This is a genomic window from Ruegeria sp. AB5, from assembly GCF_056542645.1.
The window spans coordinates 239,536-265,940 of the sequence record NZ_JBQGAE010000004.1 but is presented as its reverse complement, the minus strand read 5'-3'; the positions used below and the strand labels follow the sequence as shown (position 1 = coordinate 265,940).

Here is a 26,405-nt window from a genome sequence, read left to right as displayed (position 1 = left end):
GTTCAGACCGTCGCACCGTTGATCTCATCCCACGCGCGGTTGATGTCGATCATCTTTTTCTCGGCCAGGCGAATTGCCTCTTCCGGAACGCCACGCGACATCATTGCATCTGGGTGGGTCTCGCGCACCAATTTGCGCCATACCTTCCTGATTTCAGAGATCGGCATATCCGGCGAGACCCCCAGAACAACGTAAGGGTCGTTTGGCGCGTCCGGGACGAACCGGGCGCGCAGGGCCAGAAACTGCGCATCTGTCTGCCCGAATATACGGCTGACCTCTTCCAGAAACTCGTTCTCATTGGGATGATAGAACCCATCAGCCATCGCGATATGGAACAACCCCTCCATCAGGTCGCACAATGTGGTGCTGTCTTCCGAGAACATCCGGGCGATCTTGCGCGCATAGTCCTGATATCCGGCCACATCCGTGCGGGCCATGTTGAAGACCCGCGCTGCGCCCTCTTCATCCTGCCGCGCGATCTGGAACACGTCGCGAAACGCGGTCACCTCATCTCGGGTAACCTGACCATCCGCCTTGGCCATCTTCGCGCCAAGCGCGATCACCGCAATGGTGAACGCCACCGAACGTTCGGGCGGCGAGCGCAGTTTTTCGAAGACGGCCGTCAGGCTTTCGCCTTGGGACAGGGCACTCAGCGCGTCGGATATACGGGTCCAGATCGACATGGGCGTACCCTAGCGTCCCGTTGCGGGACTGTCAGGTGCAACAGATCACTCGGAAGAAAGAATTTTCTGCATCAGCACAAGGTCCAGCCTCTGCCCCCATTTGCACCCGACCTCGGGCATGCGCCCGACTTCGTCAAATCCAAGTGCTGCATGAAACGCAATGGCTGCGGGGTTCGCAGAAGAGATACCGGAGACAAGGACATGAACCCCTTCACTGCGGGCCACCTCCTGCAACTGATGCATCAGGGCGCGGCCCAGGCCTTGGCCTCGGGCCCTTCCGGACAATTGAATCGTGATTTCGCGGCACTGCGCGTAACCCGGTCCGGATCGGAACAGATTGTACGTCGCAAATCCAACGACGCGGCCGTCATCTTCGGCAACAAGAAATGAGGGGCCTTTTGCACGGATATCGTCTGCAACTTCCGATGGGCGACGTTCGTCTGTGGTGAAAGTTATCAGTGTGTCGCGGATGATCCCATTGGCGATCACAGCGATGTCGGCCGCGTCCGAGGCCTGGGCCTGGCGAATCCTCATTCGAGAGTGCGAGGCCCGTGTGGCGTCTCAAACTCGGCGCGCATCGCAGCTGGGCCTGTATCAAAAGCCACCAGATCGAGCGCCCCCAAATGTTCGGCCAGGCTCAGCGCATCCGGGTGGTATACGACCAGCCGCTTGAGACGACAGCCACTGTCCTGAAGCATCTTTGCCGGATGCAAATCCCCCTGCCACTGAATAAGAGCGGGAAACAGATTGTCGAAGGGCAAGCGGCCATTGGGCGGCACCGCCATGCGCCAACTCAACGCGCCTCGGGTCAGATCAATCGGCGTGCCAACCCCGTCGGGAAACACGGCCAAAGACGCTTCGATGTCGGGGACACGGCAAATCCAGTTGGTCAGGCGCGGGACGCCTTTGAACCGATCCAGATCGAACCAGCGGGTGCGACCGGGCGTCGGGGCATTGGGGTCGATGGCAATCGCTTCCAGATACAGACCATCCCTGAGGCCCAGCAGTCGGTTATAAGTGCCAAATTTCTCGTGCTTTCCGCCAGCCTGCAGCGAAACGCCCAACGCCTGTTCGATATGGGCTGATGCATCCTCAAGCGTTTCACCCGCAACGGCAAGATGATCCAGTAGCATGCGCGCCCTCCAAACTAAAACGACCAGACCGCAGCGGGTCTGGTCGCATGATTTCGCCAATCGCGCGATATAACAAGATGATCGTCAAACAATCTTGGGGATATCAATCGCGCGCGTCACGGATCAGGCGCAAAATATCCTGAGCAGCCTCGGGGATATTGGTGCCCGGACCAAAGATCGCCTTCACGCCGTGATCGTAGAGGAACTGGTAATCCTGCTGGGGGATCACGCCACCGCAGATCACGATAATATCCCCAGCCCCGGCTTTCTTAAGTTCCTCAACAAGTTGCGGTGCCAGCGTCTTGTGACCTGCCGCCTGAGACGAAATGCCCACGACATGGACATCGTTGTCCACCGCATCCTGCGCCGCCTCGGCAGGTGTCTGGAACAGCGGGCCAACGTCGACATCAAATCCGATATCGGCAAAGGCCGTGGCGATCACCTTGGCGCCCCGGTCATGTCCGTCCTGCCCCATCTTGACGACCAGCAGACGCGGGCGGCGGCCCTCGGCTTCGGCGAAATCCTCGATGGATTTCTGGATCGCGGCAAAGCCTTCGTCGCCTTCATAGGCCGCGCCATAGACACCGGCCAGGGTTTTTACTTCGGCGCGATGGCGGCCGAATTCCTTTTCCATTGCCATGCTGATCTCTCCTACGGATGCGCGGGCACGGGCGGCTTCGACAGCAGCGGCCAGCAGGTTGCCGCCGTCGCGGGCGGTGGTGGTCAGGGTGTCCAACGCCTGTTGACAGGCGGCCTCGTCCCGCGTGGCACGGATGCGTTCCAGCCGAGCGACCTGCGCCTCGCGCACTGCCACGTTGTCGACATCCAGAATGTCGATCGGGTCCTCTTGTTCCTTGCGGTACTTGTTGACGCCGACGATCACCTCGTCACCCCGGTCGATCATCGCCTGACGACGGGCAGCGCTTTCTTCGATCCGCAGCTTGGGCATACCGGATGCGACGGCTTTCGTCATGCCGCCCATCTCTTCGACCTCTTCCATCAGGGCCCAGGCCTTTTCGACCAGCTCATTGGTCAGGCTTTCGATATAGTAAGACCCGGCCAGCGGATCGACCACATCGGTCACGCCGGTTTCTTCTTGCAAAACTAACTGAGTATTCCGCGCGATGCGGGCCGAGAAATCGGTCGGCAGGGCAATCGCCTCGTCCAGAGCATTGGTGTGCAGCGACTGCGTGCCGCCCAATACGGCGCTCATCGCTTCATAGGCGGTGCGGATCACGTTGTTATAGGGGTCCTGTTCCTGCAGCGATACGCCCGAAGTCTGGCAATGGGTCCGCAACATCTTGGAGCGTTCGGATTTCGCACCAAAGTCGGTCATCACCCGGTGCCAAAGGGTACGGGCGGCACGCAGTTTGGCAATCTCCATGAAGAAGTTCATGCCAATGGCAAAAAAGAACGACAAACGGCCTGCGAACTTGTCGACATCCATGCCCGACTGCGTAGCGGCGCGGACATATTCGCGACCGTCGGCCAGCGTATAGGCCAGTTCCTGCACCAGGTTCGCCCCGGCCTCCTGCATGTGATAGCCCGAGATCGAAATCGAGTTGAATTTGGGCATCTCGTTCGAGGTGAACTCGATGATGTCCGAGATGATCTTCATCGACGGCTCAGGCGGGTAGATGTAGGTGTTCCGCACCATGAATTCTTTCAGAATGTCATTCTGAATGGTCCCGGACAGGACGGATTTGTCATGCCCCTGCTCTTCGCCCGCCACGATAAAACTGGCCAGAATTGGGATCACCGCGCCGTTCATCGTCATCGAGACCGAGACCTTGTCCAGCGGGATGCCGTCGAACAGGATTTTCATGTCCTCAACACTGTCGATGGCCACACCTGCCTTGCCGACGTCGCCAACGACGCGCGGGTGATCACTGTCATAGCCCCGGTGTGTGGCCAGATCGAACGCGACCGAAACACCTTGCTGTCCGGCCGCGAGGTTGCGGCGGTAGAAGGCGTTCGATTCCTCAGCCGTCGAGAAACCCGCATATTGCCGGATCGTCCATGGGCGCCCGGCATACATCGTGGCCTTTACACCCCGTGTAAACGGACCAAAGCCAGGCAATGACCCCATATGCGGAAGATCTGATGTATCTTCCTGTGTATACAAGGGTTTGACATCGATGCCTTCCAGCGTTTCCTTGGTCAGATCGTCCAATGGCCGTCCGCGCAGCTCTTTTTCGGCCAGCGCGCGCCAGTCCTTTGTGTCGGTCATTGAGGGGTCCTCTTGTCATTTCGGGTCGCGGCGCGCCGCCATCCGTTCGTGTCATGGTTCAACATGTGATCAGCAAGGACAGCACGCGACAAAATGAGCATCTTGTGCAAATCGCCAGTCGCATTCGCGCGCACAGAGGCTATATTCAACGGAACAGGAGGCCCCATGAACAAAACGCTTGCCCTTGTTTTTTCGGCACTAATCCCGCTGGCCGCCATGGCTGCCGACGGGTCCGCACCTGCTGATGATGAATTTGTGCGCCCCGTGGGCGACAGTGAGTTAAGCGATTTCCTGTGGACCCACCGGCCCATCATTGTCTTTGCCGACACGCCCGCTGATCCGCGGTTCCAGCAGCAGATCGACATGCTGCTGGACGGAGAAGACGCCATGCGAGACCGGGATGTGGTGGTCTTGACCGATACCGATCCGGAGGCGCGATCCGCAATCCGGTCAAAACTGCGGCCGCGCGGGTTCCAGATGGTCTTTGTCGACAAGGATGGCGTGGTCAAGCTGCGCAAACCCGCCCCGTGGAGCGTGCGCGAAATCGGTCGTTCCATCGACAAAACCCCTTTGCGTGAACGCGAAATCCGTGACCGGCGCGAGGGTGGCTGAACGCTTTTGTCACACCCAAAACCCCCGGCGTCATACGCCGGAGGCATCTGGAGATATGACGGCAGCGTGGTCATGATCACTCGAACTCGATGATCACATCGTCCACGGCAAGACTGTCGCCGGGGCCTGCGTTGATCTTGGCAACGGTGCCTTTCTTCTCGGCACGCAGGATGTTCTCCATCTTCATGGCCTCGACGGTGCAAAGGGCCTGACCCTCCTGAACCTCCTGCCCCACTTCGACATCGATCTTCACGATCAGACCCGGCATCGGGCAGAGCAGCATTTTCGAGGTATCCGGCGGCAGTTTCTCGGGCATCAGCTTGGCCAGTTCGGCCTGACGCGGGCGACGCACATGCACTTTCAGGTCGGCCCCCCGGTTGCGGATGCGGAATCCGCCCGAAACCTTGCCCACCTTCAAAACCAAAGGACTGCCATCGACATCCAGTACGGCCAGTTGATCACCCGGTGTCCAGTCAGAGGCGACACGAAGGGTCGAGCCATCTTCGAATTTGACCGTGGCCCCTTCTTTGTCGGCGTTGACCTGGACCGCAAACTCGTGGCCCTCCAGCGCGACGACCCAGCGCTTGCCAACTTTGCGTTCGTGGTTGTCCATCCGACCTGACACGCGGGTACGGCGAATTTCGGCAACACGGTGCATCGCCGCGCACGAGGCGGCAATCCGGCGCAGGTCAGGTTCAGGCAGGGCAACCCCGTCGAAACCATCCGGGTATTCCTCGGCAATGAAAGCCGTCGTCATGTCGCCGCTTATGAATTTCGGATGATCCATCACGGCAGACAGGAACGGCAGGTTGTGCCCGATGCCTTCGACCTCGAAACTGTCCAATGCCACGCGCATCGCTTCGATTGCGGCCTCTCGGGTCGGCGCCCAAGTGCATAGTTTGGCGATCATCGGGTCATAGTACATGCTGATTTCGCCGCCTTCATAGACACCGGTATCATTGCGCACAGCGGCGTCACCCTCGGGCGCTTCACCTTGCCACTTACCATTCACCAGCATCGGGCCAGACGCTGTTTCCTGAGGCGGCCGATAGCGGGTCAGGCGGCCAATCGAGGGCAGGAAGTTGCGATACGGATCTTCCGCATACAAACGGTTTTCAATGGCCCAGCCGGTCAGGGTTACTTCGTCCTGCGTGATCGAAAGAGGCTCACCTGCGGCCACGCGGATCATTTGTTCCACCAGATCAACGCCCGTGATCAGCTCGGTCACCGGATGTTCAACCTGCAGACGGGTGTTCATTTCCAGGAAGTAGAAGTTTTTCTGGCCGTCAACGATGAACTCAACAGTACCCGCGCTGGCATAGCCCACGGCCTTGGCCAGTGCCACAGCCTGTTCACCCATTGCCTTGCGTGTTTCAGGGTCGAGGAAAGGCGACGGCGCCTCTTCCACCACCTTCTGGTTTCGGCGCTGAATCGAACATTCGCGCTCACCCAGATAGATGCCGTTTCCGTGGCTGTCGCACAGAACCTGAATTTCGATGTGGCGCGGCTGGGTCACGAATTTCTCGATGAAAATCCGGTCGTCGCCAAAGGAATTCGCAGCCTCGTTCTTGGACGACTGGAAGCCCTCGCGCGCCTCTTCGTCATTCCATGCGATCCGCATGCCCTTGCCGCCGCCCCCGGCGCTGGCCTTGATCATGACCGGATACCCGATCTCATTCGAAATCTTTACCGCCTCTTCGGCGTCTTCGATCAGGCCCATATAGCCGGGAACGGTCGAAACACCTGCCTCCTGAGCGATCTTTTTCGAGGTGATCTTGTCCCCCATCGCCTCGATCGCGCCTTTGGGCGGCCCGACAAAGGCGACGCCCTCGGCTTCTAGCGCTTCGGCGAATTTGGCGTTTTCAGATAGGAAACCATAGCCCGGGTGAACCGCCTGGGCACCGCTTTGTCGGATGGCGTCCATCACCTTGTCGATCACGATATAGGATTGGTTCGCAGGCGGTGGGCCGATATGCACCGATTCATCCGCCATCGACACATGCAGAGCGTTCTTGTCCGCGTCCGAAAAAATGGCAACGGTGCCGATACCCATCTTGCGGGCAGTCTTGATGACCCGGCACGCGATCTCGCCCCGGTTGGCGATCAGGATCTTATTGAACATGGAACGTCCTTTGGCTTGGTGTTCTGGAAACGCAAAATGCCGCCGCAGGGAAACATCCCCACGTCGGCCTGATGCGTGATGACGGACGGGACGGCGCGCGCCCCGAAGATCTGGTGTTAGCTACAGGTGTTCTGCGTTTTGCAGTAAAGCACGTTGCCCGCAGCCCCAACTGCAGCACCGAAGAGCGGATCGGCACTGAGCACTGCGGCCCCAACCGCACCGGCGCCGCCGCCCAGGATAGCTTGTTCGCCCGTTGTGTCGCCGCAGGCGGCAAGACCCGCGCAGGTCGCCGCAACAAGGAGGAAACGTGAAATTCGCATGATGTCTGCCCTTTTTGTTGTGTTGTTATATTTGAGGGCAGTTGCCGCAATTGACCACTGTTATTCAATATCAAGCCCTTAAAACCCACGTTTTGCGCAGGTTTTTGCCGCTTGGTGCTTTGGGTTAAAACAAAGAAAAACGCGGGCAGGACATTGTGGGGAACACAAGCCTGCCCGCGGAAGGAAGGGGTACGGAATAGTAGGTGCATGTGCGACGCAGGCAAAGTAGAGCCGCACGGCTGAGACAGAATGCACGGCACAGTCTTTGTCGCAAACACAGTATTGTTTCCAACTTGGATTCCGGCCAGAATCTGCCCATCCTGCGAAAACCCGCGCAACAATGCGCCGACACGGGGCAGTCCCCGTTGGGCCGAACCTTCGACGGATGTCGCGTTCAAGGCGCGGCTCACGCGAACTTCCGACGCGGTGTTGCTCTGCCCCGCATTGGGTGTAGTCATGACCAAACAGGTCTGGATATGAGGTGTGATCCGCTGCACGTCTAGTCCGCTCCGAACACATCGGGAAAGGACGCACGCGCGGCATCCAGATCGAGTATCAGCAGTGCGTCGTAGCTGGCCGGGTCAAAGGGGTCTTCGGCCGCTATGACCTCTCGCTCGAACAACCAGCTTAGCCGCCCTGCGTCCAGATTGCCCCGCTCAAACGGCTGATCACCGAAGTTCTCCCAAAGCGCGCGCAGGAAAGCTGCATCCGCACGGCGGTCCGCCGGTTTACGGTCCTGGAACCTTTCGCGCCGGGTCAGGGGTGTCACACCCTTGGGGTTGGCCCGACGGATGGTGAATTGAAAGTCGGTACCTGGCAAGCGCCCCGGAAATCCGCGATGTTTCAACATGATGACGCCTCGTCAGCCGATATCACATGAATTGAGAAATCGCACCCGTGCAGGGATGAGTTCATTTTGCGCACCTCCAAAGCCGCATCCGTGATCTGAGACGCTTTGAAGTCATAAAGACGGATCATGATCAAAGCCCCTCCCAGATACACCGGGACTGCTCCAGCCGGTAGGCTTCGAAAAACTGTGTTGCATCCGGGGCGGCATCACCAAATTCGACTGGTCGATCCGACAGGGAAATCACCACAATCGCCGGGTTCAACTCGTGTCGGTCGACATAGGCTACGGCCAGTGTCTGGCACAGATGCTCCATGTCGTTTGAGGCCACGTCATATCCGATCCGTCCGATTGTCGCGCCGATCCGAGGGGCGATAAACCGAAACCGCAGCCAAAGCTCGCCGGGGTTGTTGTCCAGAAGTACATCGCTCAAATGCACCGGCTGGCCCGAGGGCACAGGCAGCAGCGCTTCGGCTTTAGCAACGACGGGCAGCGCTAAAATGGAAACACCCAGACATATGGCGCGACCCCAGACCCGCCAGAGGCAGGCTCCTCCTTCCGGGATCGCGCGCGCAGTGCTGTTGGCCTGCGCGGTTCTATATCTGATGGGTCGGATCATTTAACCATTTTGCGAATATTGTCAATTCTGCCTTGTTTTTTGGCGGATTGAGAACAATTTCAGCTCGTTTGCTTTGACGTGGTTCGAGTGGGGAAACCCACACGACGGCTCTACAGCGGAATATTGTCGTGTTTTTTCCACGGGTTCTTCAACTGTTTCCCGCGCAGGCTGGCAAAGGCTTTTGACACGCGACGACGGGTGGAATGCGGCATGATCACCTCATCCACAAAGCCGCGTTCTGCTGCGACAAAGGGATTGGCGAACCGGTCTTCGTAGTCCGCCACGTGCTGCGCCGTTTTCTCGGCATCACTCAGATCCGCGCGATGAATGATCTCGGTTGCGCCTTTTGCGCCCATAACTGCGATCTCGGCGGTGGGCCACGCATAGTTGAAATCACCACGCAGGTGTTTTGACGCCATAACCACATAGGCACCGCCATAGGCCTTGCGGGTGATCACGGTGACCTTTGGAACCGTCGCCTCGCCATAGGCATACAGCAGCTTGGCCCCATGCTTGATCACACCGCTGTATTCCTGCTGTGTCCCCGGCAGGAAGCCCGGCACGTCCACAAGCGTCAGGATCGGGATTTCGAAACAATCGCAAAACCGCACAAAACGCGCCGCTTTACGAGAACTGTCGATGTCCAGACATCCGGCCAGAACCATCGGCTGGTTCGCCACGACTCCTACAGTCTGCCCTTCGAGACGAATGAACCCTGTGATGATGTTTTTGGCGAAGTCTTCCTGAATGTCGTAAAAGTCACCTTCATCCGCGATTTTGGTGATCAGTTCCTTCATGTCGTAGGGCGTATTCGGGTTATCCGGCACCAACGTGTCCAATGATTTCTCGACCCGATCCGGCTCGTCAAAGAACGGACGCACCGGAGGTTTTTCGCGGTTGTTGAGCGGCAGGAAATCGACCAGACGCCGCACCTCGGCAAGGGCTTCGACATCGTTTTCAAACGCGCCGTCAGCGACCGAGGATTTCCTGGTATGGGTCGACGCCCCACCTAGTTCTTCTGCGGTCACGACCTCGTTGGTCACAGTCTTGACCACATCCGGGCCCGTCACGAACATGTAAGACGAATCCTTCACCATGAATATAAAGTCGGTCATGGCCGGGCTATAGACCGCGCCACCGGCACAGGGGCCCATGATCACGCTGATCTGAGGCACCACACCCGAGGCAGTGATATTGCGCTGGAAAACCTCGGCATACCCAGCCAGCGACGCCACACCTTCCTGAATACGCGCGCCGCCTGAGTCGTTGATCCCGATGATCGGCGCACCATTCTGCACGGCCATATCCATGATCTTGCATATTTTCTGCGCGTGCGTCTCAGACAGAGAGCCCCCGAAGACGGTGAAATCCTGGCTGAACACATAGACCATGCGGCCATTGATCGTGCCCCATCCGGTCACAACCCCATCGCCGGCAGGCTTTTGGTTTTCCATTCCGAAATCGGTGCAGCGATGACTGACAAACATGTCGAACTCTTCAAAGCTGCCCTCGTCCAGCAACAGCTCGATCCGTTCGCGCGCGGTCAGCTTGCCCCGCCCGTGCTGTGCATCGATGCGCTTTTGCCCACCACCCAACCGGGCCGCGTCGCGGCGTTCCTCAAGCTCGGAAAGGATGTCTTTCATCGCGATAGTCCCCTGTGAAATCTGAGCGGACCCTACCCTGTGTGACCCTGTAGCCAAAGTTCTTTTCGGCAAATTTGCAAATCTTTGGAAACCAGTGGGTTAAAAATTGTAAATTTGCTAACTATCACCATGAGACGATCAAGCATCTGGCAATCCCATTGCCAGAGTCTATACCTGTGAACCATGCAGTTCAGTTCTTCGGCGACCGGCCGTACACCACCCACAATCGGCACACTTGTTCTACTCTCGGGGCTATCCGCGCTGAGCATGAATCTGTTCTTGCCCAGCCTGCCGAATATGGCCCTGTATTTCGACACGGATTACAAGGTCATGCAGCTGTCTATTGCACTGTACCTGCTGATCAATGCGGTACTGCAAATCCTTATCGGACCAATCGCCGACAAGGCGGGCCGCAGACCTGTTCTGCTGTGGGGCCTGACCCTGTTTCTGCTGGCGACCCTTGGGTGCATCTACTCCCCAACGGCCGAAGTATTCCTTGCCTTCCGGATGTGTCAGGCCGTGGTTGTGGTCGGCCTCGTCCTCAGCCGGGCGGCAGTCCGCGACCTCTATGATCAGGACCAGGCCGCATCCATGATCGGCTATGTCACCATGGGCATGGCCGTCGTTCCGATGATCGGCCCCGCGATCGGAGGCCTGCTGGAAGAGAGCTTTGGCTGGAAAGCCAATTTCTGGCTGCCCTTCGTATTGGGCGCATTGACCCTTGCCCTGACCTTTGCAGACTTTGGGGAAACCGCGACCAAAAGCGGCAAAACCCTTCTGCAACAGTTTCGGGAGTACCCCGAGTTGCTGACATCACCACGGTTCTGGGGCTACTCCTTGTCGTCCGCTTTTTCTTCCGGCGCGTTTTTTGCCTATCTCGGCGGAGCGCCCTTCGTCGGAACCGAAGTCTTCGGCCTCAGCGCAGCCGAAGTCGGGGTGTATTTCGGCGCGCCCGCTGTTGGGTATTTTCTGGGGAACTTCTTCAGCGGGCGATACTCGGTACGGTTCGGTGTCAACCGCATGGTATTGTGGGGAAGCTGGCTGAACGCCGCCGGCGTCGCTCTGTCCGCCGCGCTGTTTCTGGCAGGCATGGGCACAGTGTTTAGCTTTTTTGGCCTCATGACCTTCGTGGGCATCGGCAATGGCATGACCATACCCAACGCAACCTCGGGGGCGTTGTCCGTGCGCCCGCATCTGGCCGCCACTGCATCCGGCCTGAGCGGTGCGATCATGCTGGGTGGCGGCGCGGGCCTCAGTGCATTGGCCGGGGCCTTGCTGACCGTTGAAACCGGGGCGATGCCATTGTTGTGGCTGATGCTGACAACCGCAATTCTGGCGATTGCGGCCATCGGTATGGTTATCTGGCGGGAACGGCAACTAGGCCTATAACACAGCTTGCCGGGAGCGGTTTGCAAAGTTAGCCTGCAGCTAAAGTAAATCTGCAAAGGCACGCCATGGCGACCCAGAAGCTCTATGCTGGTGCGAAGCTGCGCGAGATGCGCACGCGCCTGACTCTGACCCAGAAGGAATTCGCAACGAAACTGGGCGTTTCACTCCCCTATCTGAACCAGATGGAGAACAACAACCGCCCGATTTCCACCACCGTTGTTCTGGCTCTGGCTCAGGAATTCGGAATGGATGTCACCGAGCTCAGCACCGGTGACAGCGAGCGTCTGGTATCGGATATGCGTGAAGCGTTGGCCGATCCGGTCTTTGCTGACGACACACCGCCACTGGCTGATTTGCGGCTGACCGCATCAAATGCCCCGGCGCTGGCCCGCGCCTTTCTTGAACTACACAGAAGCTACCGCCAGACCCACGAACGCCTCGCTTCATTGGACGAGGCACTGGGACGCGAAGATGCCCGCACGCAGGCCAGCCCGTGGGAAGAGGTTCGCGATTTCTTCCACTATTGCGACAACTACATTGACGCCGTCGACCGCGCAGCTGAACTGTTTGCAAAGCGCGCTGACGGCCCCGGAGGCATTCGCCAGGCCGCTCTGCAAAGCCTGCAAGAGCGCGGCATTCAGGTGATATTCTCCGAAATCAACTCACTGCGCAGCTACGACAGCGAAAGCCGAACGCTGCGCTTATCGTCGCGTGCGGCCCCTCAAACACAGGTTTTTCAGTTGCTCCTGCAAGTGGCGCTGATCAGTCAGGACAAGCTGCTGGAAGCCACCCTGGACTTTGCGAAATTCCAAAGCGACGAGGCGCGCGCAATCGCCAAGATCGGCCTTGCGAACTATTTCGCCGGAGCATCGCTCATGCCGTATGGCACATTTTTGGCTGCCGCACAGGAAGACCGCCACGATCTGGAACTGCTCAGCAACCGGTTCGGCGCGTCGATCGAACAAGTGGCCCATCGCCTTTCGACCCTGCAACGCCCCGGCGCAAAAGGCATCCCGTTTTTCTTTGTACGGGTCGATCAGGCCGGGACGATCACCAAACGCCACTCGGCCACACGGCTGCAATTTGCGCGTTTTGGCGGGGCCTGCCCGTTATGGAACGTCCACCGTGCTTTTGAAACACCGGGCCATTTTCTGCGCCAGCTGGCCGAAACCCCGGACGGCGTCCGCTATATCTCATTGGCACGGGATGTTTCAAAATCAGGTGGGTCTTTCGGCGCACCCGTCCGCCGATATGCCATCGCGCTGGGATGTGAAATCCGCCACGCCGAGGCGCTGGTTTATGCGGACAATCTCGACATCAATAATGCCAGCGCCTACGAGCCCATCGGCATTTCCTGTCGCATCTGCGAACGACCCAACTGTCACCAACGGTCGGTCCCTCCGCTGGAGCGCCGCCTGACCATCGACACTCATACCCGCGGCACCCTGCCCTACGAGGTCACCTGAACTTCACCTGGCTCAAAATATCCCGGGGGAGTCGCGGCCTGCCGCGACGGGGGCAGAGCCCCCGTCTCAACCTCAGGCTTTGGACAACATCGCCCAAATCTCATCCTTGAGCGCCGCGCGTTTCTTGCGCATCTCGCCTTCAACCAAATCTTCCACCGGCTCGACATTGGTCTCGGCCCGATGCACGCGCCGATTGATCTCGTGATACTCATCGGCCAGACGGGCAAAATGGGCATCCGATTGCTTGAGCTGGCTCATCAGGTCGACCTTGTCGGGAAACTCTTCGGCCAGTTCATGCGGTGTGTGGGACATTCCTGTTCGCTCCTGAATTAATGTCATTGCGATTCAGGTTTACTGTAAGTCCATGCACCCCACTTTGACGCGGATCAAATCACCGCTGCGCCGTGGCCCATTGCGGGTGAATCCAGGGCCGGTCATTGGCCTTTGACAGAGCGACTTTGCCCAGCAGGTGATCCGACATCTTCTCACCCACCATGATTGACGGCGCGTTCAGGTTGCCATTGGTGATCTGCGGAAAAATCGAGCTGTCGGCGACCCGCAAACCATCAACGCCGATCACACGCCCCTCGGGGTCGACCACCGCCATTTTGTCATCTGCGCGCCCCATCCGGCAGGTGCCGCAGGGGTGGTACGCACTTTCAGCATGTTCCGCAATGAAGCTGTTGAGGTCTTCATCACTTTGCACGTCGGCACCCGGCTGAATTTCCTTGCCTGCGTAGGGCTTGAAGGCCTTTTGGCCAAATATCTCCCGGGTCAGGCGGATGCATTTGCGGAAATCCTCCCAATCCTGCTCGTGACTCATATAGTTGAACTTTATCACGGGTGCGTCCTCGGGCTTGTCCGAGCGCAGTGTGACCGCACCGCGAGACGGAGATCGCATCGGACCGACATGCGCCTGAAACCCATGTCCTTCTGCCGCAACCTGGCCATCGTAGCGCACCGCAATGGGCAGGAAATGATACTGAATATCAGGATACTCGACACCCGGCGCAGACCGAATGAACGCAGCGCTCTCAAACTGGTTCGAAGCGCCAAGCCCGGTTTTTGTGAACAACCACTGCGCCCCGATCAGGCCTTTGCTGAACAGGTTCCAGTGTTTGTACAGCGTGATGGGCTGCAGCGAGGCCTGCTGGATGTACAGTTCCAGATGGTCTTGCAAGTTTGCACCCACGCCCGGACGATCTGCAACCACCTCGATCCCATGCGCGGCCAGATGGGCCGCTGGGCCGATCCCTGATAACATCAGCAACTTGGGCGAGTTGATCGAAGACGCCGCCAGGACAACTTCGCGTCGGGCGCGGATGATTTCCTTTTGTCCGCTGCGGATCAATTCGACACCCGTGGCGCGACCGTTCTCCATCACCACCCGAGACGCCAAACCTCGCACAATGTCACAATTGTCGCGTTTGAGTGCCGGTTTCAGATATGCATTGGCTGCCGACCAGCGCCGTCCCTTCCAGACGGTCTGCTCCATCGGGCCAAAACCTTCCTGTTTCTCCCCGTTATAGTCGCCGGTCACCTGATATCCGGCTTGTTGTCCCGCATCGACAAAGGCCTGAAACAAAGGGTTCTTGCGCGGACCACGAGACACATGCAGAGGTCCGTCCTTGCCCCGCCATTCGGGATCACCCCCGTGGCCGCCGTCATGCCACGTTTCCATGCGTTTGAAATAGGGCAACACATCCGCATAAGACCAGTTGTCAGCCCCCATGTCGGCCCAGGTGTCAAAATCGCGCGCATGGCCACGCACGTAGACCATGCCGTTGATCGATGACGACCCGCCGATCACCTTGCCGCGTGGGCAGGCCAGACGGCGGTTGTTCAAATGCGGCTCGGGCTCGGACTGGTATCCCCAATCATAGCGCGACATGTTCATCGGATAACTCAGGGCTGCGGGCATCTGAATAAATGGCCCGACATCCGTACCCCCATGTTCGATCACCAGAACCGAGGCCCCGGCCTCGCTCAGGCGGTAGGCCATCGCGCAACCGGCGGATCCGGCACCCACAATGACAAAATCGGCTTCCATATTCAGGTCTCCTTCGCGCGCGGGCCAGACTATCCGTCGAACAATTCTGGTGCCTCGGGCGCGCGTATTCTTAATAAGATGAGTAGGTTATTCGCCGCGCGGGAAACGTTGGCTTTCTTCTACGATGTTCAGATCCATGTGATTGCGCATATAGCGCTCCGAGGCTTTCTGCAGAGGCTGATAGTCCCACGGGTAATAGCCGCCTTGCCGCAGCGCCTCGTACACCACCCAGCGTCTGGCCTGGCTGGCCCGAACATCGGCATCGAACTGATCCAGATCCCAGCGGGCCTCGGATTTCGCACGCAAGGTCTGCAAGGTTCCGGCATGCGCAGGGTCGTCCGCGAGATTAACCTGTTCATGAGGGTCGGCCTCGAGGTCGAACAGCTGATCGGGATCCAGCGCGCAACGGTTGTATTTCCACTTGTCGTAGCGCAGCGAAACCAGCGGGGCATAAGACGCTTCGGCGGCGTATTCCATTGCGACGGGTGCTGTGCGTTCCTTACCTTTTGCCAGGGGCACGAGGTCTTCACCATCCGTCCAGGGCGCGATTTCGGCCATATCCACACCAGCCAGCGCGCCCAGTGTGGGCGTCACGTCAATGGTCGATACCGGTGTGTCAATCCGACCTTCGGGTAAGTCCGGGGATGAAATCATCAAAGGCACCCTCGAAGAGCCTTCGTAAAAGGTCATCTTGAACCATAGCCCGCGTTCACCCAGCATGTCGCCATGGTCTGAAACGAAGAGGATGATCGCCTCTTGCCGCGTGCTTTCCAGCACGTCGAGGATTTCACCGATCTTGTCATCCAGATACGAGATATTGGCAAAATAGGCGCGTCGGGACTTGCGGATGTCTTCTTCGGTGATGTCGAAGCTACGCCAGTCATTCGCATCGAAAATGCGTTGGGAATGCGGGTCTTGATTGTCATATCCAAGATTGGCGATCTCGGGTAGCAGATGTTCGCAGTCTTCGTAGAGGTCCCAGTATTTCCGACGCGCGACATATGGATCATGCGGGTGGGTGAAGCTGACGGTCACACACCACGGGCGTTCGTCATTGCCGCGGGCCAGGTCATAAAGCTTGGCCTTGGCGTTGTGGGCAACCTCGTCATCATATTCCATCTGGTTCGAGATTTCAGCGACACCCGCGCCCGTGACCGAGCCCATGTTGTGATACCACCAGTCGATCCGTTCACCCGGCTTGCGATAGTCCGGCGTCCAACCAAAGTCGGCAGGGTAGATGTCGGTGGTCAAACGGTCCTCGAACCCGTGTAGCTGATCGGGGCCAACAAAGTGCATTTTGCCCGACAAGCAGGTGTAGTAGCCCGCTCTGCGCAGGTGGTGAGCGTATGTCGGAATATCGCTGCGGAACTCTGCAGCGTTGTCATAGACTCCGGTGCGTGACGGCAGCTGGCCCGACATGAAACTTGCCCGCCCCGGCGCGCACAGTGGCGAGGCGGTGTAGGCGTTCGCAAACCGGGTAGACCGTTCGGCCAGTTTCTTCAGGTTGGGCGCATGGAGCCAGTCTGCGGGACCATCGGGGAAAAGGGTCCCGTTCAACTGATCCACCATCAGGATCAGAATGTTCGGCTTTGTCATTTTTCGGCCTCGAGCAGAGTGTTCAGGACGCGCATGGCGTGATTGACGGCCCGTTGCGGCTCTTCCGGTGCGCCAAGGGCCGAATGGATGTAAAGACCATCGATCAGGGCAATCATGGTCTCAGCCGCAGGGGTGGGATCGTTCAGCTTGGGTCGCAATGCATGAACCAGATTTGACCGAATGCGCGCCTGATAAAGCTTCCAGAGCCTTAGCGCCTGATCATTGGTTTGCGCCAGAACGTAAAAGGTCATCCAAGCGGCGATCACATCCGGCGTAAAGCACGATGGTGCAAAGCAGGCACGGATAATGGCCTGCGCCCTTTGATCTGGTGTCGCGTTTTTGAGCTCGGTACGTGCCTCTTTGCCGAAATCTGACAGGATATGCCGCATGGCGGCCAGAAAGATCTGATCCTTGCCACCGAAGTAGTGATGCGCCAACGCGCTGGACATGCCGGCCCGTTTGGCAATCTGGCTGACCGTGACGTCCAGTGACTTCTGAACGCCCAATTCTGCAATCGTCGCCCGCACGATCGCATCACGACGGATAGGTTCCATTCCGACTTTTGGCATCGCTTCCCCCTGATCGCAGGATCCGGAGAGAACGCTAGGCGGTTTTTATTGACTCGTCAATCAATCTCCGCTGCCGGCCATCGGCTTCACAGTTTGGGTCCAATTGTCGGAGGGGTCACGTCCCGTCGATTCAGGACAGCTTCGCGCCAGGAAATGAAACTGACTGCGGTCAGGATCAATGTTCCACCGGCCACAACCCAGATGTCAACGCTTTCATGGAACACAACCGCGCCCAGCATCGTGGCCCAGATCAATTGCAAGAAGGTGACCGGCTGGGTTGCGGCGACCGGTGCCGCCTGCAGCGCCAATGTCATGAAATAATGGCCCGCAGTTGCGAAACACGCCACCAGGAACAACACGCCGATATCCCTCAAGGTCGGCGGTGACCAGACCGCGATTGCAAACGGGATCAGGGCCAGCGTTACCCAGATCGATAGATGCGCGACAACAACCGCAGGGGGGATATTGCGGACCAGCATCTTGGCCAACAGGTATGATGCCCCCAGGGTCAGCGCAGCGCCCAACATGGCCAGATGCCCGCTCGAAACCTCGCGAATTCCTGGCCGCAGGATGATCAGGACGCCGATCAACGCGACGAGAATCGCCGCAAGGCGTCGGAAAGCGAGTTTTTCGCCCAAGAACAGGGATGCGCCGAGGGTGACATAGATCGGGGTCATGTAGTTCATGGCCGTCACCTCGGCCAAGGGAATGCGGGTCATGGAGAAGAACCACAACATGACTGCCACTCCGTGGATGATGCCGCGCAATCCGAACAGGGTGAGATCGCGTTTCGTCAAACGTGTCGCCAGAATCACCCGCAATGCGGGCAAGAGGAACACCAGCCCCAGAACATAGCGAATAAAGGCGGCCTGGATCGGGTCCATCGTCGACCCAAGGGATTTGACCAATGCTGTCATGACAACAAAGGACAAGCCTGCTGAGAACATCCAGAACATGCCCACAACCGGGCGCGAAGAAGCGGCGACTGGTGTCATGTCGACGGTTGAACACCGAATTTGCGCGTGGAACAACCCTTCACATGACAAGTAGCTTCCATGCAATTCCCAGCATCACCACTCCAATCACTACATCCAGAATCTGCCAAGCTCGTGGTCGGGCAAAGACAGGCGACAAAACACCGGCCCCGTAGCCCAACGAGAAAAAGAATACAAAGCTGGAGGTCATGGCCCCGATCGCAAAACCCAGCTGGTCTTCATACTGCGCCGAGATCGATCCGATCAGCACAACCGTATCCAGATAGACATGCGGATTCAGCCAGGTGAAGGCCAGCACCGTCAACACGGCCGTGCGCAAACTGGTGCGCTGAGTGTTGCCGATCTCCATCACGGCACCGCCTTGCCAGGCAGACCACAGACTGCGGAGGCCATACCACGTCAGAAACGCTGCCCCGCCATAGCGCATCACCGTCTCGAACCATGGGGCAGCCTGCGCCAATGTCCCGAACCCGGCAACCCCGGCCGCGATCAGGATGGCATCCGAGGCTGCACAGGTCAGACACAAGATAAACACATGCTCGCGGCGCAGGCCTTGTCTTAGGATGAAGGCATTTTGCGCCCCAATCGCGAGGATCAGGCTGAAGCCGAGCACGAAACCGGCGATGAGCGATACGGACATGGAACCTCCTGGTGTCGGAAGGTTTGACTAAACGGCTTGGCTTCATCTATCAAATTAAAGAAGGTAATCTGGATTAAGTTTGGCTAATGTTACTGGACCCCAACCACCTGAACGCTTTGGCGGCGATCCTGCGGCATGGTAGTTTCGAGGCTGCGGCGTCCGAACTGGGTGTCACACCTTCTGCTGTCTCTCAGCGGATCAAGGCGCTTGAGGATCGCGTCGGTGCCAGCCTGATCAATCGCAGTACCCCCTGCACTGCCACACCCGCCGGTCTGCGCATTGCCAAATATGCCGAGGATATCGGGCTGCTTGAGGCCCAATTGACGCGTGACATGACCTTGGACAGCAGCGCTGGACCGGCGCGGGTAAGAATCGCACTGCCCGCTGATGTTCTGGCGACATGGTTCATTGACGCGATGGCGCAGGTGCCGGACATGCTGTTTGACCTCGTGATCGACGATCAGGAACATTCGGCTGACTGGCTGCGGCGGGGCGAGGTCAGCGCCGCAATCACAGTCGGCGGGCAGCCCGTCACGGGGTGCGACACTCATGCACTTGGGGCGTTGCAATATGTCGCGACAGCCAGTCCGGCGTTTGTCGAGCGTTGGTTTGGCAATGGTTGGAACGCGATGTCTTTGGCTCAAGCGCCGTGCCTTGTTTTCAACCGCAAAGACAGCCTGCAGCGCGCGTGGATATCGGCCCAAACGGGGCGCCGACTGACGCCGCCTTCACATTTCGTTCCGTCATCCCATGGGTTTGTTGACGCTTCCTTGGCGGGGCTGGGATGGGGCATGAACCCCGAACCATTGGTTCGCGACGCTCTTCAGGATGGAAGACTTTGCGAGGCGGTGCCCAAGGCGCCCTTGGATGTAACGCTAAGCTGGCAGGTCGGTCGCGTGTTGACCTCTGCCCTGACACCGCTGACCAAAGCCGTAAAACAAGCGGCGGCGCAGGCCTTGATCCCGGATGCCGACCGCCGGATAAAGGGCCAAAATCCGGAGTAGACCTATGTTTTCACAAGACGCGCTCAGCTACGATCCCATCCCTCTGCCCCACCGATCCGAGATGAGCGATGCCGAGATGCAAGAGGCCGTGCTGCTCTTTTTCAACAAGATGCGCCAGCGACATACGGTTCGCGATTTTACCGACCGCCCCGTCGACCGCGCAGTGATCGAAACCTGTATACGCACCGCAGGCACGGCCCCGTCGGGCGCCAACCATCAGCCCTGGCACTTTGCCGCCATTGCGGACCAAAGCCTGAAACGCCGCATCCGCAACGAGGCCGAAGAAGAAGAACGCCGGTTCTACGCAGGCGGTGCCGGGGACGAATGGATAAAGGCACTTGAGCCTATCGGCACCAACGCCATCAAAGAGCACTTGACGGTCGCGCCCTGGCTGATCGTGGTCTTCGCGCAGCGGTGGGGCGCATTCGAGGACGGAACGCGGTACAAGAATTACTATGTCCCCGAAAGCGTCAACATTGCCACCGGCTTTCTGCTGGCCGCGCTGCATCACGCAGGGCTTTCGATGCTGACCCACACACCGAACCCGATGAAGTTTTTGAATGGCGCACTGGATCGTCCCGCATCCGAAAAACCGTCAATGATTATCGCTGTTGGCCACCCGTCCGAAAATGCAACCGTTCCGGCGGTAGCCAAATTAAAAAAACCACTGGACGAGATTTCCTCGTTTTTCTGAGGGAACCGAGAGGGGCTCAGCCGCCCGTTGGGCTGCCTTGAACGGCGGGAGTATCTGCTTTGGGCAATACCAAACGATAGCAGGCAACAGCTGCGATCACACTGCACAGCACAATACACGCGACGGCCAAAGACACCTCATGCATATGCGCGACCCCGGCCAGCGCTGCGGATACTACGACCCCTGTCAGGCGCACAATGCTTTTGATCGCGGCTGAGGCCCGTACTCTGTCCTCTTTGGGTGCAACATCCAGAAAGTACAGCTTTCGGGCACTGCCGATGCCCGTCACCGCGACCGTGATAATGAACAAGGCGATTGCGTGTAAGTGAACTTCGTGATCAATCCCCAGGTAGTGAATCGCAAGCAGAACAACACCGGTTGCGGCCACCATCAACGTTCCGGTTACCATGACGGCGCGGTGCGACTTCATATTCACAATCTGCCAAAGCGGTGCTGAGACCAGATAGCCCGACGCGGAAGAGATGATCATCGCCGTCAGCCCCTTGGCCGAGCTGTGATGGGCCTCGGCCGCGATCAGGGCAAAAAACGGTACTGACAAGGACACCACGACCAGCGGCATGCGCATGACCATGTAACGGCGGAACCACTCGTGCTGGAACATGCCGACCACAGATTCATAACTCGCTTTCAAGGACAGATTCGGCGCTGTTTTTTCGGCGGATTGACCACGGCTGGCCTGACCGATTTCTGCCATGGCGAGAATGGACAGAGCCGACAACAGAAAGAACGTGACCGAGACAGCGATGACGGCTGAATGTCTTGAAAACGGCGGGTTGTCCTTGGTAATTTCGTGCACCAGCAACGCTAGGCCAATCGCACCAAGACCACCTGCGCCCAGTTGCAGATAGTGCATCAGCATTCTTGATTTCGACTGCACGTGGTCCCCGATCAGATCCGTGTACATCAGGTTCTGGACCTCATCGAACAACCCGATCAGGAAGAAAATCGAGATGAACGCAACCGCGATCAGGGGCACTACCCCCGTTGCGGCAACGGCTATGGCAGTCAGCAGGCAGGCACCAACAGCGACTTCGGTCATTGCGATACCGCGCTTTTTCTCGGGCTTGGCGGCGATCGTCCGGGCCAGAAAGAAATCAGCGATCATGCTGCCGACCATACGAACCGAAACCAACGCCCCGGCTATGAACATCGGCAATTCAAATGAGACCGCCAGAAACGGCAGGACAACCGAAGGGCTGCCCAGGGTCCACGCGACCTGTGACAGAATGCTTTGCCCGGCCAATACCGGAACATTGCGCTTTGCCAGGGTCGTTGCGTCACGTGCCATTCATGCGTCTGGCGCCAAGAGCTTGTCGCGCACCAGCCTTTTTAAGTCATCGCCTTCTGATTGAAGACTATTCTGTTCCACCGGTCCGGCCAAGAACCGCGTCGGAAATCCGAGCACAAAAGCCCGACCGCAAGTGGTCGGGCTTTTGTGTCTGCAGTGTTCTGAGCGCTTATAGCTGCGCCATAACCTCGTCGGTCGCTTCGAAATTGGTGGTGACGCGCTGTACGTCATCGTCATCTTCCAGCGCATCAACCAGTTTCATCAGCTTTTGCATGTCTTCCAGGCCCAGCTCGGTCGTGGTGGTCGGCTTCCAGATCAACTTGGTCGACTCGGATTCGCCCAGCGCCCCTTCCAAAGCATTTGACACGTCGTTCAGGTCTGTATCTGCGCACCAGATGATGTGACCATCTTCTGAGCTTTCGACATCCTCGGCCCCAGCCTCAATCGCGGCTTCGAAAATCGTATCCGCATCGCCAGCCTCTGCCGGATAAACCACCTCGCCCTTGCGGTCGAACATGAACCCGACCGAGCCGGTCTCGCCCAGGTTTCCACCGTTCTTGGAAAAGGTCGAGCGCACGGTCGAGGCGGTCCGATTGCGGTTGTCGGTCATCGTCTCGACAATCACGGCCACACCGTTTGGGCCGTAGCCTTCGTACCGGATTTCTTCGTATTCGTCGCCTTCGCCTGCAACCGATTTCTTGATCGCGCGGTCGATCACGTCCTTGGGGACCGAGTTCGACTTGGCCTCTTTCACCGCCAGACGCAGGCGCGGGTTCTTGTCGGGATCAGGGTCGCCCATCTTGGCGGCGACGGTGATCTCTTTCGAAAGTTTGGAAAACAGCTTGGACCGCGCGGCGTCCTGACGTCCCTTGCGGTGCTGGATATTGGCCCATTTGGAGTGGCCTGCCATGGTGCGTCCTCGTCATCATGTTTGCATGTTCGGCGCTCATATAGACGTTAGCGGCGCCAAGGATCAAGAGAGCGGCTTGCGAGACGCCCCCTTGCGGGTATGGTGGCCCCATGACAACAGATCAAATCATTCTTTTTACGCTTTTCACTACTGTATTCGGGCTGCTTCTGTGGGGTCGTTTTCGATACGACCTTGTGGCATTCACTGCCTTGATGGTGGGCGTTGTTCTGGGTGTCGTACCGGTGGACAACGCTTTTGCAGGGTTCGGTCACCCGGCAACAATCATCGTTGCGCTGGTATTGGTAGTCTCGGCCGGACTGGTGCGGTCGGGGGCCGTGTTCCTGATCACGCGCACTTTGGTGGATGCCTCGCGCGGGCTGGGCGCTCATATTGCTCTGATGGGCGGGATCGGGGCGGTTCTGTCGGCCTTCATGAACAATGTGGCCGCTCTCGCCCTGCTGATGCCGGTAGATATTCAAACCGCACGCAAGGCCGGGCGTGCGGTGGGGCTGACCCTCATGCCGCTCAGCTTTGCGACGATCCTTGGCGGCATGGCGACCCTGATCGGCACGCCTCCGAACATCATCATCGCCTCGATCCGGGCCGAGACACTGGGTGAGCCGTTCAAGATGTTCGACTTTGCCCCGGTCGGAGGGCTCGCCGCCATCGCCGGGCTTGCCTTTGTGTCTCTGGTCGGTTGGCGGCTGATCCCCAATCGAGGGCCGCAGGAAGAGACATCCGAAGCGCTGGCGGAATACATCGCCGAACTGACCCTGCCCCCCGATTCCGCTCATATCGGCAAACGAGTCAGTGAACTCTATGAAGTTGCAGAGAAATCGGATGTGGCCATCATCGGTCTGATCCGGGATGGCAAACGGCGCTACGGTCGGTCTGCCCATGCGACGTTGAAAGAAGGTGACGCGCTGGTGCTGGAAGCGCGGCCCGAAGCGCTGGACGAATTCCGCGCCGCGCTCAAGCTGGATTTCTCGGATACGCGTCGGCAAGAGGTTTTAACCGCCGAAGGCGACGGGCTTGAAGTCATCGAAGTGGTCGCCACTGAAAACGCGCGCATCACGGGCCGCACCGCGCAAGGGCTGGGCCTTGCCTGGCGGCAAAGCACCGTTTTGATGGGCATCTCGCGCCAGGGTCGCCGGATCACCGAACAAGTCCGCAAGACCGAGGTAGAGGCCGGTGACATCCTGCTTCTGCTCTGCCCCCGCGACCGGGGCACGGATGTTACGGAATGGCTGGGCTGTCTGCCGCTGGCCCAGCGCGGGCTGAACGTGACGGCAAACGACAAGGCGTGGCTGGCTATCGGCCTGTTTGCTGCCGCCGTTCTGGCCGCGAGTATCGGGTTGATCTATCTGCCCATCGCCCTGGGGTTTGTGGTGGTTTCCTACGTCCTGACCAAGATCATGCCGATCAGTGACATCTACAACCATATCGAATGGCCTGTTGTCGTGCTGTTGGGCTCGATGATCCCATTGGGTAGTGCGTTGGAAACCTCGGGCGGCACACAACTGATCGCAAATGCCCTGATCCAACTGACCGATGGTCTGCCCGCGTGGGCCATTCTGACCGTTCTGATGGTCGTCACCATGACCCTGTCGGACGTGCTGAACAATACCGCCACCGCCATTGTCGCCGCTCCGGTCGGCATCCAGATGGCCCGCACATTGGAAGTTTCACCGGACCCGTTTCTGATGACCGTCGCCGTGGCTGCCTCGGCCGCGTTCCTTACGCCCATCGGACACAAGAACAACACGCTTGTGCTGGGCCCCGGAGGCTATCGGTTCGGGGATTATTGGCGTATGGGTCTGCCGCTGGAAATCCTGATCATCGCGGTGTCGGTCCCCGCCATCCTTGTCTTCTGGCCGCTTTGACGGGTAAAGCCAGCCCATGAAACGCTTTCTGATCCTTCAACTGCGCCCCGAGACCGATGCTTCGGATGCCGAGTATGCGTCGATCCTGGACAAGACGGGCCTGACACCCGAGCAGACCCACCGCATCCGGCTGGATTGCGAAGACCTGCCCGGTGGCTTGGACGTGACCGACTATGCGGGTGTCATTGTCGGTGGCGGCCCCGGTTGCGTCAGCGACGATCCCGGGACCAAATCTGCGCTGGACGCCAAGATTGAAGGCGCAGTCATGGGCTTGATGCCACAGATCACCAAGCAGGATCATCCGTTTATGGGGTGTTGCTATGGATTGGGTGTTTTGACCGCGCACCTGGGTGGGGACGTAAGCAAAGCCCGCTTTGGCGAACCGGTCGGCCCGTCAGCCTGCCGCGTGACCAAAGACGGTACGAACGATCCCTTAACCGCAGGGCTGGCCCCGGAGTTTGACGCCTTTGTTGGCCATAAAGAGGCCGTCCAGGCGCTGCCCGAGGGCTGCGTGCATCTTGTCGCCTCGGATCCCTGCCCGTTTCAGATGATCCGCTGGGGCCAGAACGTCTATGCCACGCAGTTTCATCCCGAAGCGGATGCGAAGGACTTTGAGCAGCGTATCAACATCTACAAGCATCACGGCTACTTTCCACCCGAAGATGCCCAGCGGCTGATCGACATCTGCAACGCGGCAGATGTCACCCAACCCGGCGAAATCCTGCGTCGCTTCGTTGAACGCTACAAATGACCTAACGGCGCGGTTGCTTGCGGGTTTGATGCTCGCATAGGCTGATCCAACACGACTTTGGGAGGAGTTGTTCTTGGACCTGTTAATCAATGTCGGCCTGCCGATCTCGCTGGCCATCATCATGCTGTCACTGGGTGTGGGGCTTGAGATCGCGGATTTTCGGCGTGTGTTGAATCGCAAGTACCCATTTGCAATTGGTGCGGTATGTCAGGTGGTACTTCTGCCCATTGCCGCATTCGCCACCGTCAAGCTGCTGGGCCTCCCTCCTGAAATCGCGGTGGGTTTCATGCTGATCAGCTTTTGTCCGGGCGGTGTCACAAGCAACATCCTGACGAAACTGGCCAAAGGGGACGTGGCCCTATCCGTCAGCTTGACTGCGGTGATCAGCATCCTGTCGATCCTGACCGTCCCCATTCTGGCCGCGTGGTCGATCACGTATTTCATGGGGGAAAACGCACCCGAAGTGTCGATCAGCGGGCTTGCCATTGCCATGTTCCTGATCACAACCCTTCCCGTGGCCATCGGGGTTAGCATCCGCAGGTTTGCGACCGGGTTTGCAAACCGTATCGAGGATGGTCTGACAAAAGCTGCATCCGTGTTGTTCGTTCTGATCGTCTTGGCGGCAATCGCCGGAAACTGGCAACTTTTGGTCGAAAACTTTGCCATCATGGGCACAGGTTTGATTTTTTTGAACATTGCGCTTTTGCTGATCGGGCTGGGGATCGCGCGCGCCGCAAACCTGTCATGGCCCGAGTGTAAGAGTATCTCGATTGACACAGGCATCCAGAATGCGACGCTGGGAATCACGCTAGCCGCCCTGATCACAGGAACACAGAGCGGGTTCAGCCCGCTGGCCCTGCCCTCGGCGGTCTACGGGGTCACGATGTACGCCGTTGTATTGCCGTTCCTCGTCTGGTTTCGCAAACGCTGAAAGGACACT

The 26,405-nt window shown here is 58.5% G+C and carries 26 protein-coding genes; 8 read left to right on the top strand and 18 right to left on the bottom strand.

Going from position 1 to position 26,405, the window contains the following annotated elements; translation table 11 throughout:
• Positions 1–2: 2 nt before the first annotated feature.
• The 4 genes from ACR0L4_RS10550 to scpA form a co-directional block, all read right to left on the bottom strand.
• Positions 3–683: a TerB family tellurite resistance protein gene (locus tag ACR0L4_RS10550; RefSeq protein ID WP_480512772.1), complete on the bottom strand. Its 681-nt coding sequence runs from the start codon at positions 681–683 to the stop codon at positions 3–5.
• A 45-nt stretch (positions 684–728) separates the two neighbouring features.
• A complete protein-coding gene (locus ACR0L4_RS10545) occupies positions 729–1,217 on the bottom strand; it encodes an N-acetyltransferase family protein (protein WP_480512770.1) in 489 nt (162 codons plus the stop codon).
• Positions 1,214–1,816 (bottom strand): VOC family protein, encoded by a 603-nt coding sequence (locus ACR0L4_RS10540; protein ID WP_480512768.1) that lies wholly within the window; start codon positions 1,814–1,816, stop codon positions 1,214–1,216. Before ACR0L4_RS10540 ends, ACR0L4_RS10545 begins: the two co-directional genes overlap by 4 nt.
• 103 nt (positions 1,817–1,919) lie before the next feature.
• Positions 1,920–4,046, bottom strand: coding sequence for a methylmalonyl-CoA mutase (gene scpA, locus ACR0L4_RS10535; RefSeq protein WP_480512766.1), 2,127 nt, complete (start codon positions 4,044–4,046; stop codon positions 1,920–1,922).
• Between the two features lie 165 nt (positions 4,047–4,211).
• Between scpA and ACR0L4_RS10530 the strand changes: the two genes are divergently transcribed.
• Positions 4,212–4,658, top strand: coding sequence for a DUF4174 domain-containing protein (locus ACR0L4_RS10530; protein ID WP_480512764.1), 447 nt, complete (start codon positions 4,212–4,214; stop codon positions 4,656–4,658).
• A gap of 76 nt (positions 4,659–4,734) precedes the next feature.
• On the opposite strand, the gene ACR0L4_RS10525 is transcribed toward ACR0L4_RS10530, so the two are convergent.
• The 6 genes from ACR0L4_RS10525 to ACR0L4_RS10500 all read right to left on the bottom strand — a co-directional run bounded on the left by ACR0L4_RS10525 (position 4,735) and on the right by ACR0L4_RS10500 (position 10,209).
• Complete coding sequence (locus tag ACR0L4_RS10525) at positions 4,735–6,780, bottom strand: acetyl-CoA carboxylase biotin carboxylase subunit (RefSeq protein ID WP_170750621.1); 2,046 nt, start codon at positions 6,778–6,780, stop codon at positions 4,735–4,737.
• Positions 6,781–6,896: 116 nt separating this feature from the next.
• Complete coding sequence (locus ACR0L4_RS10520) at positions 6,897–7,100, bottom strand: hypothetical protein (RefSeq protein ID WP_480512762.1); 204 nt, start codon at positions 7,098–7,100, stop codon at positions 6,897–6,899.
• 499 nt (positions 7,101–7,599) lie between these two features.
• On the bottom strand, positions 7,600–7,950 hold the full coding sequence (locus tag ACR0L4_RS10515; RefSeq protein WP_480512760.1) for a hypothetical protein: 351 nt from the start codon (positions 7,948–7,950) through the stop codon (positions 7,600–7,602).
• Positions 7,944–8,078 carry a hypothetical protein gene (locus ACR0L4_RS10510; RefSeq protein ID WP_480512758.1) on the bottom strand — a complete coding sequence of 45 codons (135 nt, stop codon included), beginning with the start codon at positions 8,076–8,078 and terminating at the stop codon, positions 7,944–7,946. The genes ACR0L4_RS10515 and ACR0L4_RS10510 overlap by 7 nt, the downstream gene beginning before the upstream one ends.
• 2 nt (positions 8,079–8,080) lie before the next feature.
• Positions 8,081–8,566: a DUF6497 family protein gene (locus ACR0L4_RS10505; protein WP_480512756.1), complete on the bottom strand. Its 486-nt coding sequence runs from the start codon at positions 8,564–8,566 to the stop codon at positions 8,081–8,083.
• Between the two features lie 110 nt (positions 8,567–8,676).
• Positions 8,677–10,209 (bottom strand): acyl-CoA carboxylase subunit beta, encoded by a 1,533-nt coding sequence (locus ACR0L4_RS10500; RefSeq protein ID WP_170750613.1) that lies wholly within the window; start codon positions 10,207–10,209, stop codon positions 8,677–8,679.
• A 183-nt stretch (positions 10,210–10,392) separates the two neighbouring features.
• Between ACR0L4_RS10500 and ACR0L4_RS10495 the strand changes: the two genes are divergently transcribed.
• Positions 10,393–11,598 (top strand): multidrug effflux MFS transporter, encoded by a 1,206-nt coding sequence (locus ACR0L4_RS10495; RefSeq protein ID WP_480512754.1) that lies wholly within the window; start codon positions 10,393–10,395, stop codon positions 11,596–11,598.
• A gap of 65 nt (positions 11,599–11,663) precedes the next feature.
• Positions 11,664–13,064 (top strand): helix-turn-helix transcriptional regulator, encoded by a 1,401-nt coding sequence (locus ACR0L4_RS10490; RefSeq protein WP_170750609.1) that lies wholly within the window; start codon positions 11,664–11,666, stop codon positions 13,062–13,064.
• 72 nt (positions 13,065–13,136) lie between these two features.
• Here ACR0L4_RS10490 and ACR0L4_RS10485 read toward each other — a convergent pair whose 3' ends face one another.
• The 6 genes from ACR0L4_RS10485 to ACR0L4_RS10460 form a co-directional block, all read right to left on the bottom strand.
• On the bottom strand, positions 13,137–13,376 hold the full coding sequence (locus ACR0L4_RS10485; RefSeq protein ID WP_170750607.1) for an HP1242/YdcH family protein: 240 nt from the start codon (positions 13,374–13,376) through the stop codon (positions 13,137–13,139).
• Between the two features lie 79 nt (positions 13,377–13,455).
• Complete coding sequence (gene betA, locus ACR0L4_RS10480; protein WP_480512751.1) at positions 13,456–15,114, bottom strand: choline dehydrogenase; 1,659 nt, start codon at positions 15,112–15,114, stop codon at positions 13,456–13,458.
• 87 nt (positions 15,115–15,201) lie between these two features.
• Entirely contained in the window at positions 15,202–16,710 is a 1,509-nt protein-coding gene (gene betC, locus ACR0L4_RS10475; protein ID WP_480512749.1) for a choline-sulfatase, read from the bottom strand.
• A complete protein-coding gene (gene betI / locus ACR0L4_RS10470; RefSeq protein WP_170750601.1) occupies positions 16,707–17,279 on the bottom strand; it encodes a choline-binding transcriptional repressor BetI in 573 nt (190 codons plus the stop codon). The genes betC and betI overlap by 4 nt, the downstream gene beginning before the upstream one ends.
• An 86-nt stretch (positions 17,280–17,365) precedes the next feature.
• On the bottom strand, positions 17,366–18,274 hold the full coding sequence (locus tag ACR0L4_RS10465) for a DMT family transporter (protein WP_480512747.1): 909 nt from the start codon (positions 18,272–18,274) through the stop codon (positions 17,366–17,368).
• Positions 18,275–18,314: 40 nt separating this feature from the next.
• The gene (locus ACR0L4_RS10460; RefSeq protein WP_480512745.1) at positions 18,315–18,914 is read right to left on the bottom strand and encodes a LysE/ArgO family amino acid transporter; all 600 of its coding nucleotides are present in this window, start codon (positions 18,912–18,914) and stop codon (positions 18,315–18,317) included.
• 86 nt (positions 18,915–19,000) lie between these two features.
• Here ACR0L4_RS10460 and ACR0L4_RS10455 point away from each other — a divergent pair, with 86 nt between their 5' ends.
• Both ACR0L4_RS10455 and ACR0L4_RS10450 read left to right on the top strand, forming a co-directional pair.
• Positions 19,001–19,918, top strand: coding sequence for a LysR family transcriptional regulator ArgP (locus tag ACR0L4_RS10455; RefSeq protein ID WP_480512743.1), 918 nt, complete (start codon positions 19,001–19,003; stop codon positions 19,916–19,918).
• A 4-nt stretch (positions 19,919–19,922) separates the two neighbouring features.
• Positions 19,923–20,612 (top strand): nitroreductase family protein, encoded by a 690-nt coding sequence (locus ACR0L4_RS10450; protein WP_480512741.1) that lies wholly within the window; start codon positions 19,923–19,925, stop codon positions 20,610–20,612.
• Positions 20,613–20,628: 16 nt separating this feature from the next.
• On the opposite strand, the gene ACR0L4_RS10445 is transcribed toward ACR0L4_RS10450, so the two are convergent.
• Together ACR0L4_RS10445 and ACR0L4_RS10440 are read right to left on the bottom strand one after the other, a co-directional pair.
• Positions 20,629–21,921, bottom strand: coding sequence for a permease (locus ACR0L4_RS10445; RefSeq protein WP_480512739.1), 1,293 nt, complete (start codon positions 21,919–21,921; stop codon positions 20,629–20,631).
• 169 nt (positions 21,922–22,090) lie between these two features.
• Positions 22,091–22,831, bottom strand: a complete 741-nt coding sequence (locus ACR0L4_RS10440) for a YebC/PmpR family DNA-binding transcriptional regulator (protein WP_170750589.1) — start codon at positions 22,829–22,831, stop codon at positions 22,091–22,093.
• Between the two features lie 110 nt (positions 22,832–22,941).
• Here ACR0L4_RS10440 and ACR0L4_RS10435 point away from each other — a divergent pair, with 110 nt between their 5' ends.
• The 3 genes from ACR0L4_RS10435 (at position 22,942) to ACR0L4_RS10425 (ending at position 26,396) form a co-directional block, all read left to right on the top strand.
• Entirely contained in the window at positions 22,942–24,714 is a 1,773-nt protein-coding gene (locus tag ACR0L4_RS10435; RefSeq protein ID WP_480512737.1) for an SLC13 family permease, read from the top strand.
• Between the two features lie 16 nt (positions 24,715–24,730).
• Positions 24,731–25,465, top strand: coding sequence for a glutamine amidotransferase (locus ACR0L4_RS10430; RefSeq protein ID WP_480512735.1), 735 nt, complete (start codon positions 24,731–24,733; stop codon positions 25,463–25,465).
• Between the two features lie 73 nt (positions 25,466–25,538).
• Positions 25,539–26,396 carry a bile acid:sodium symporter family protein gene (locus tag ACR0L4_RS10425; protein ID WP_170750583.1) on the top strand — a complete coding sequence of 286 codons (858 nt, stop codon included), beginning with the start codon at positions 25,539–25,541 and terminating at the stop codon, positions 26,394–26,396.
• The last annotated feature ends 9 nt before the right edge of the window (positions 26,397–26,405 follow it).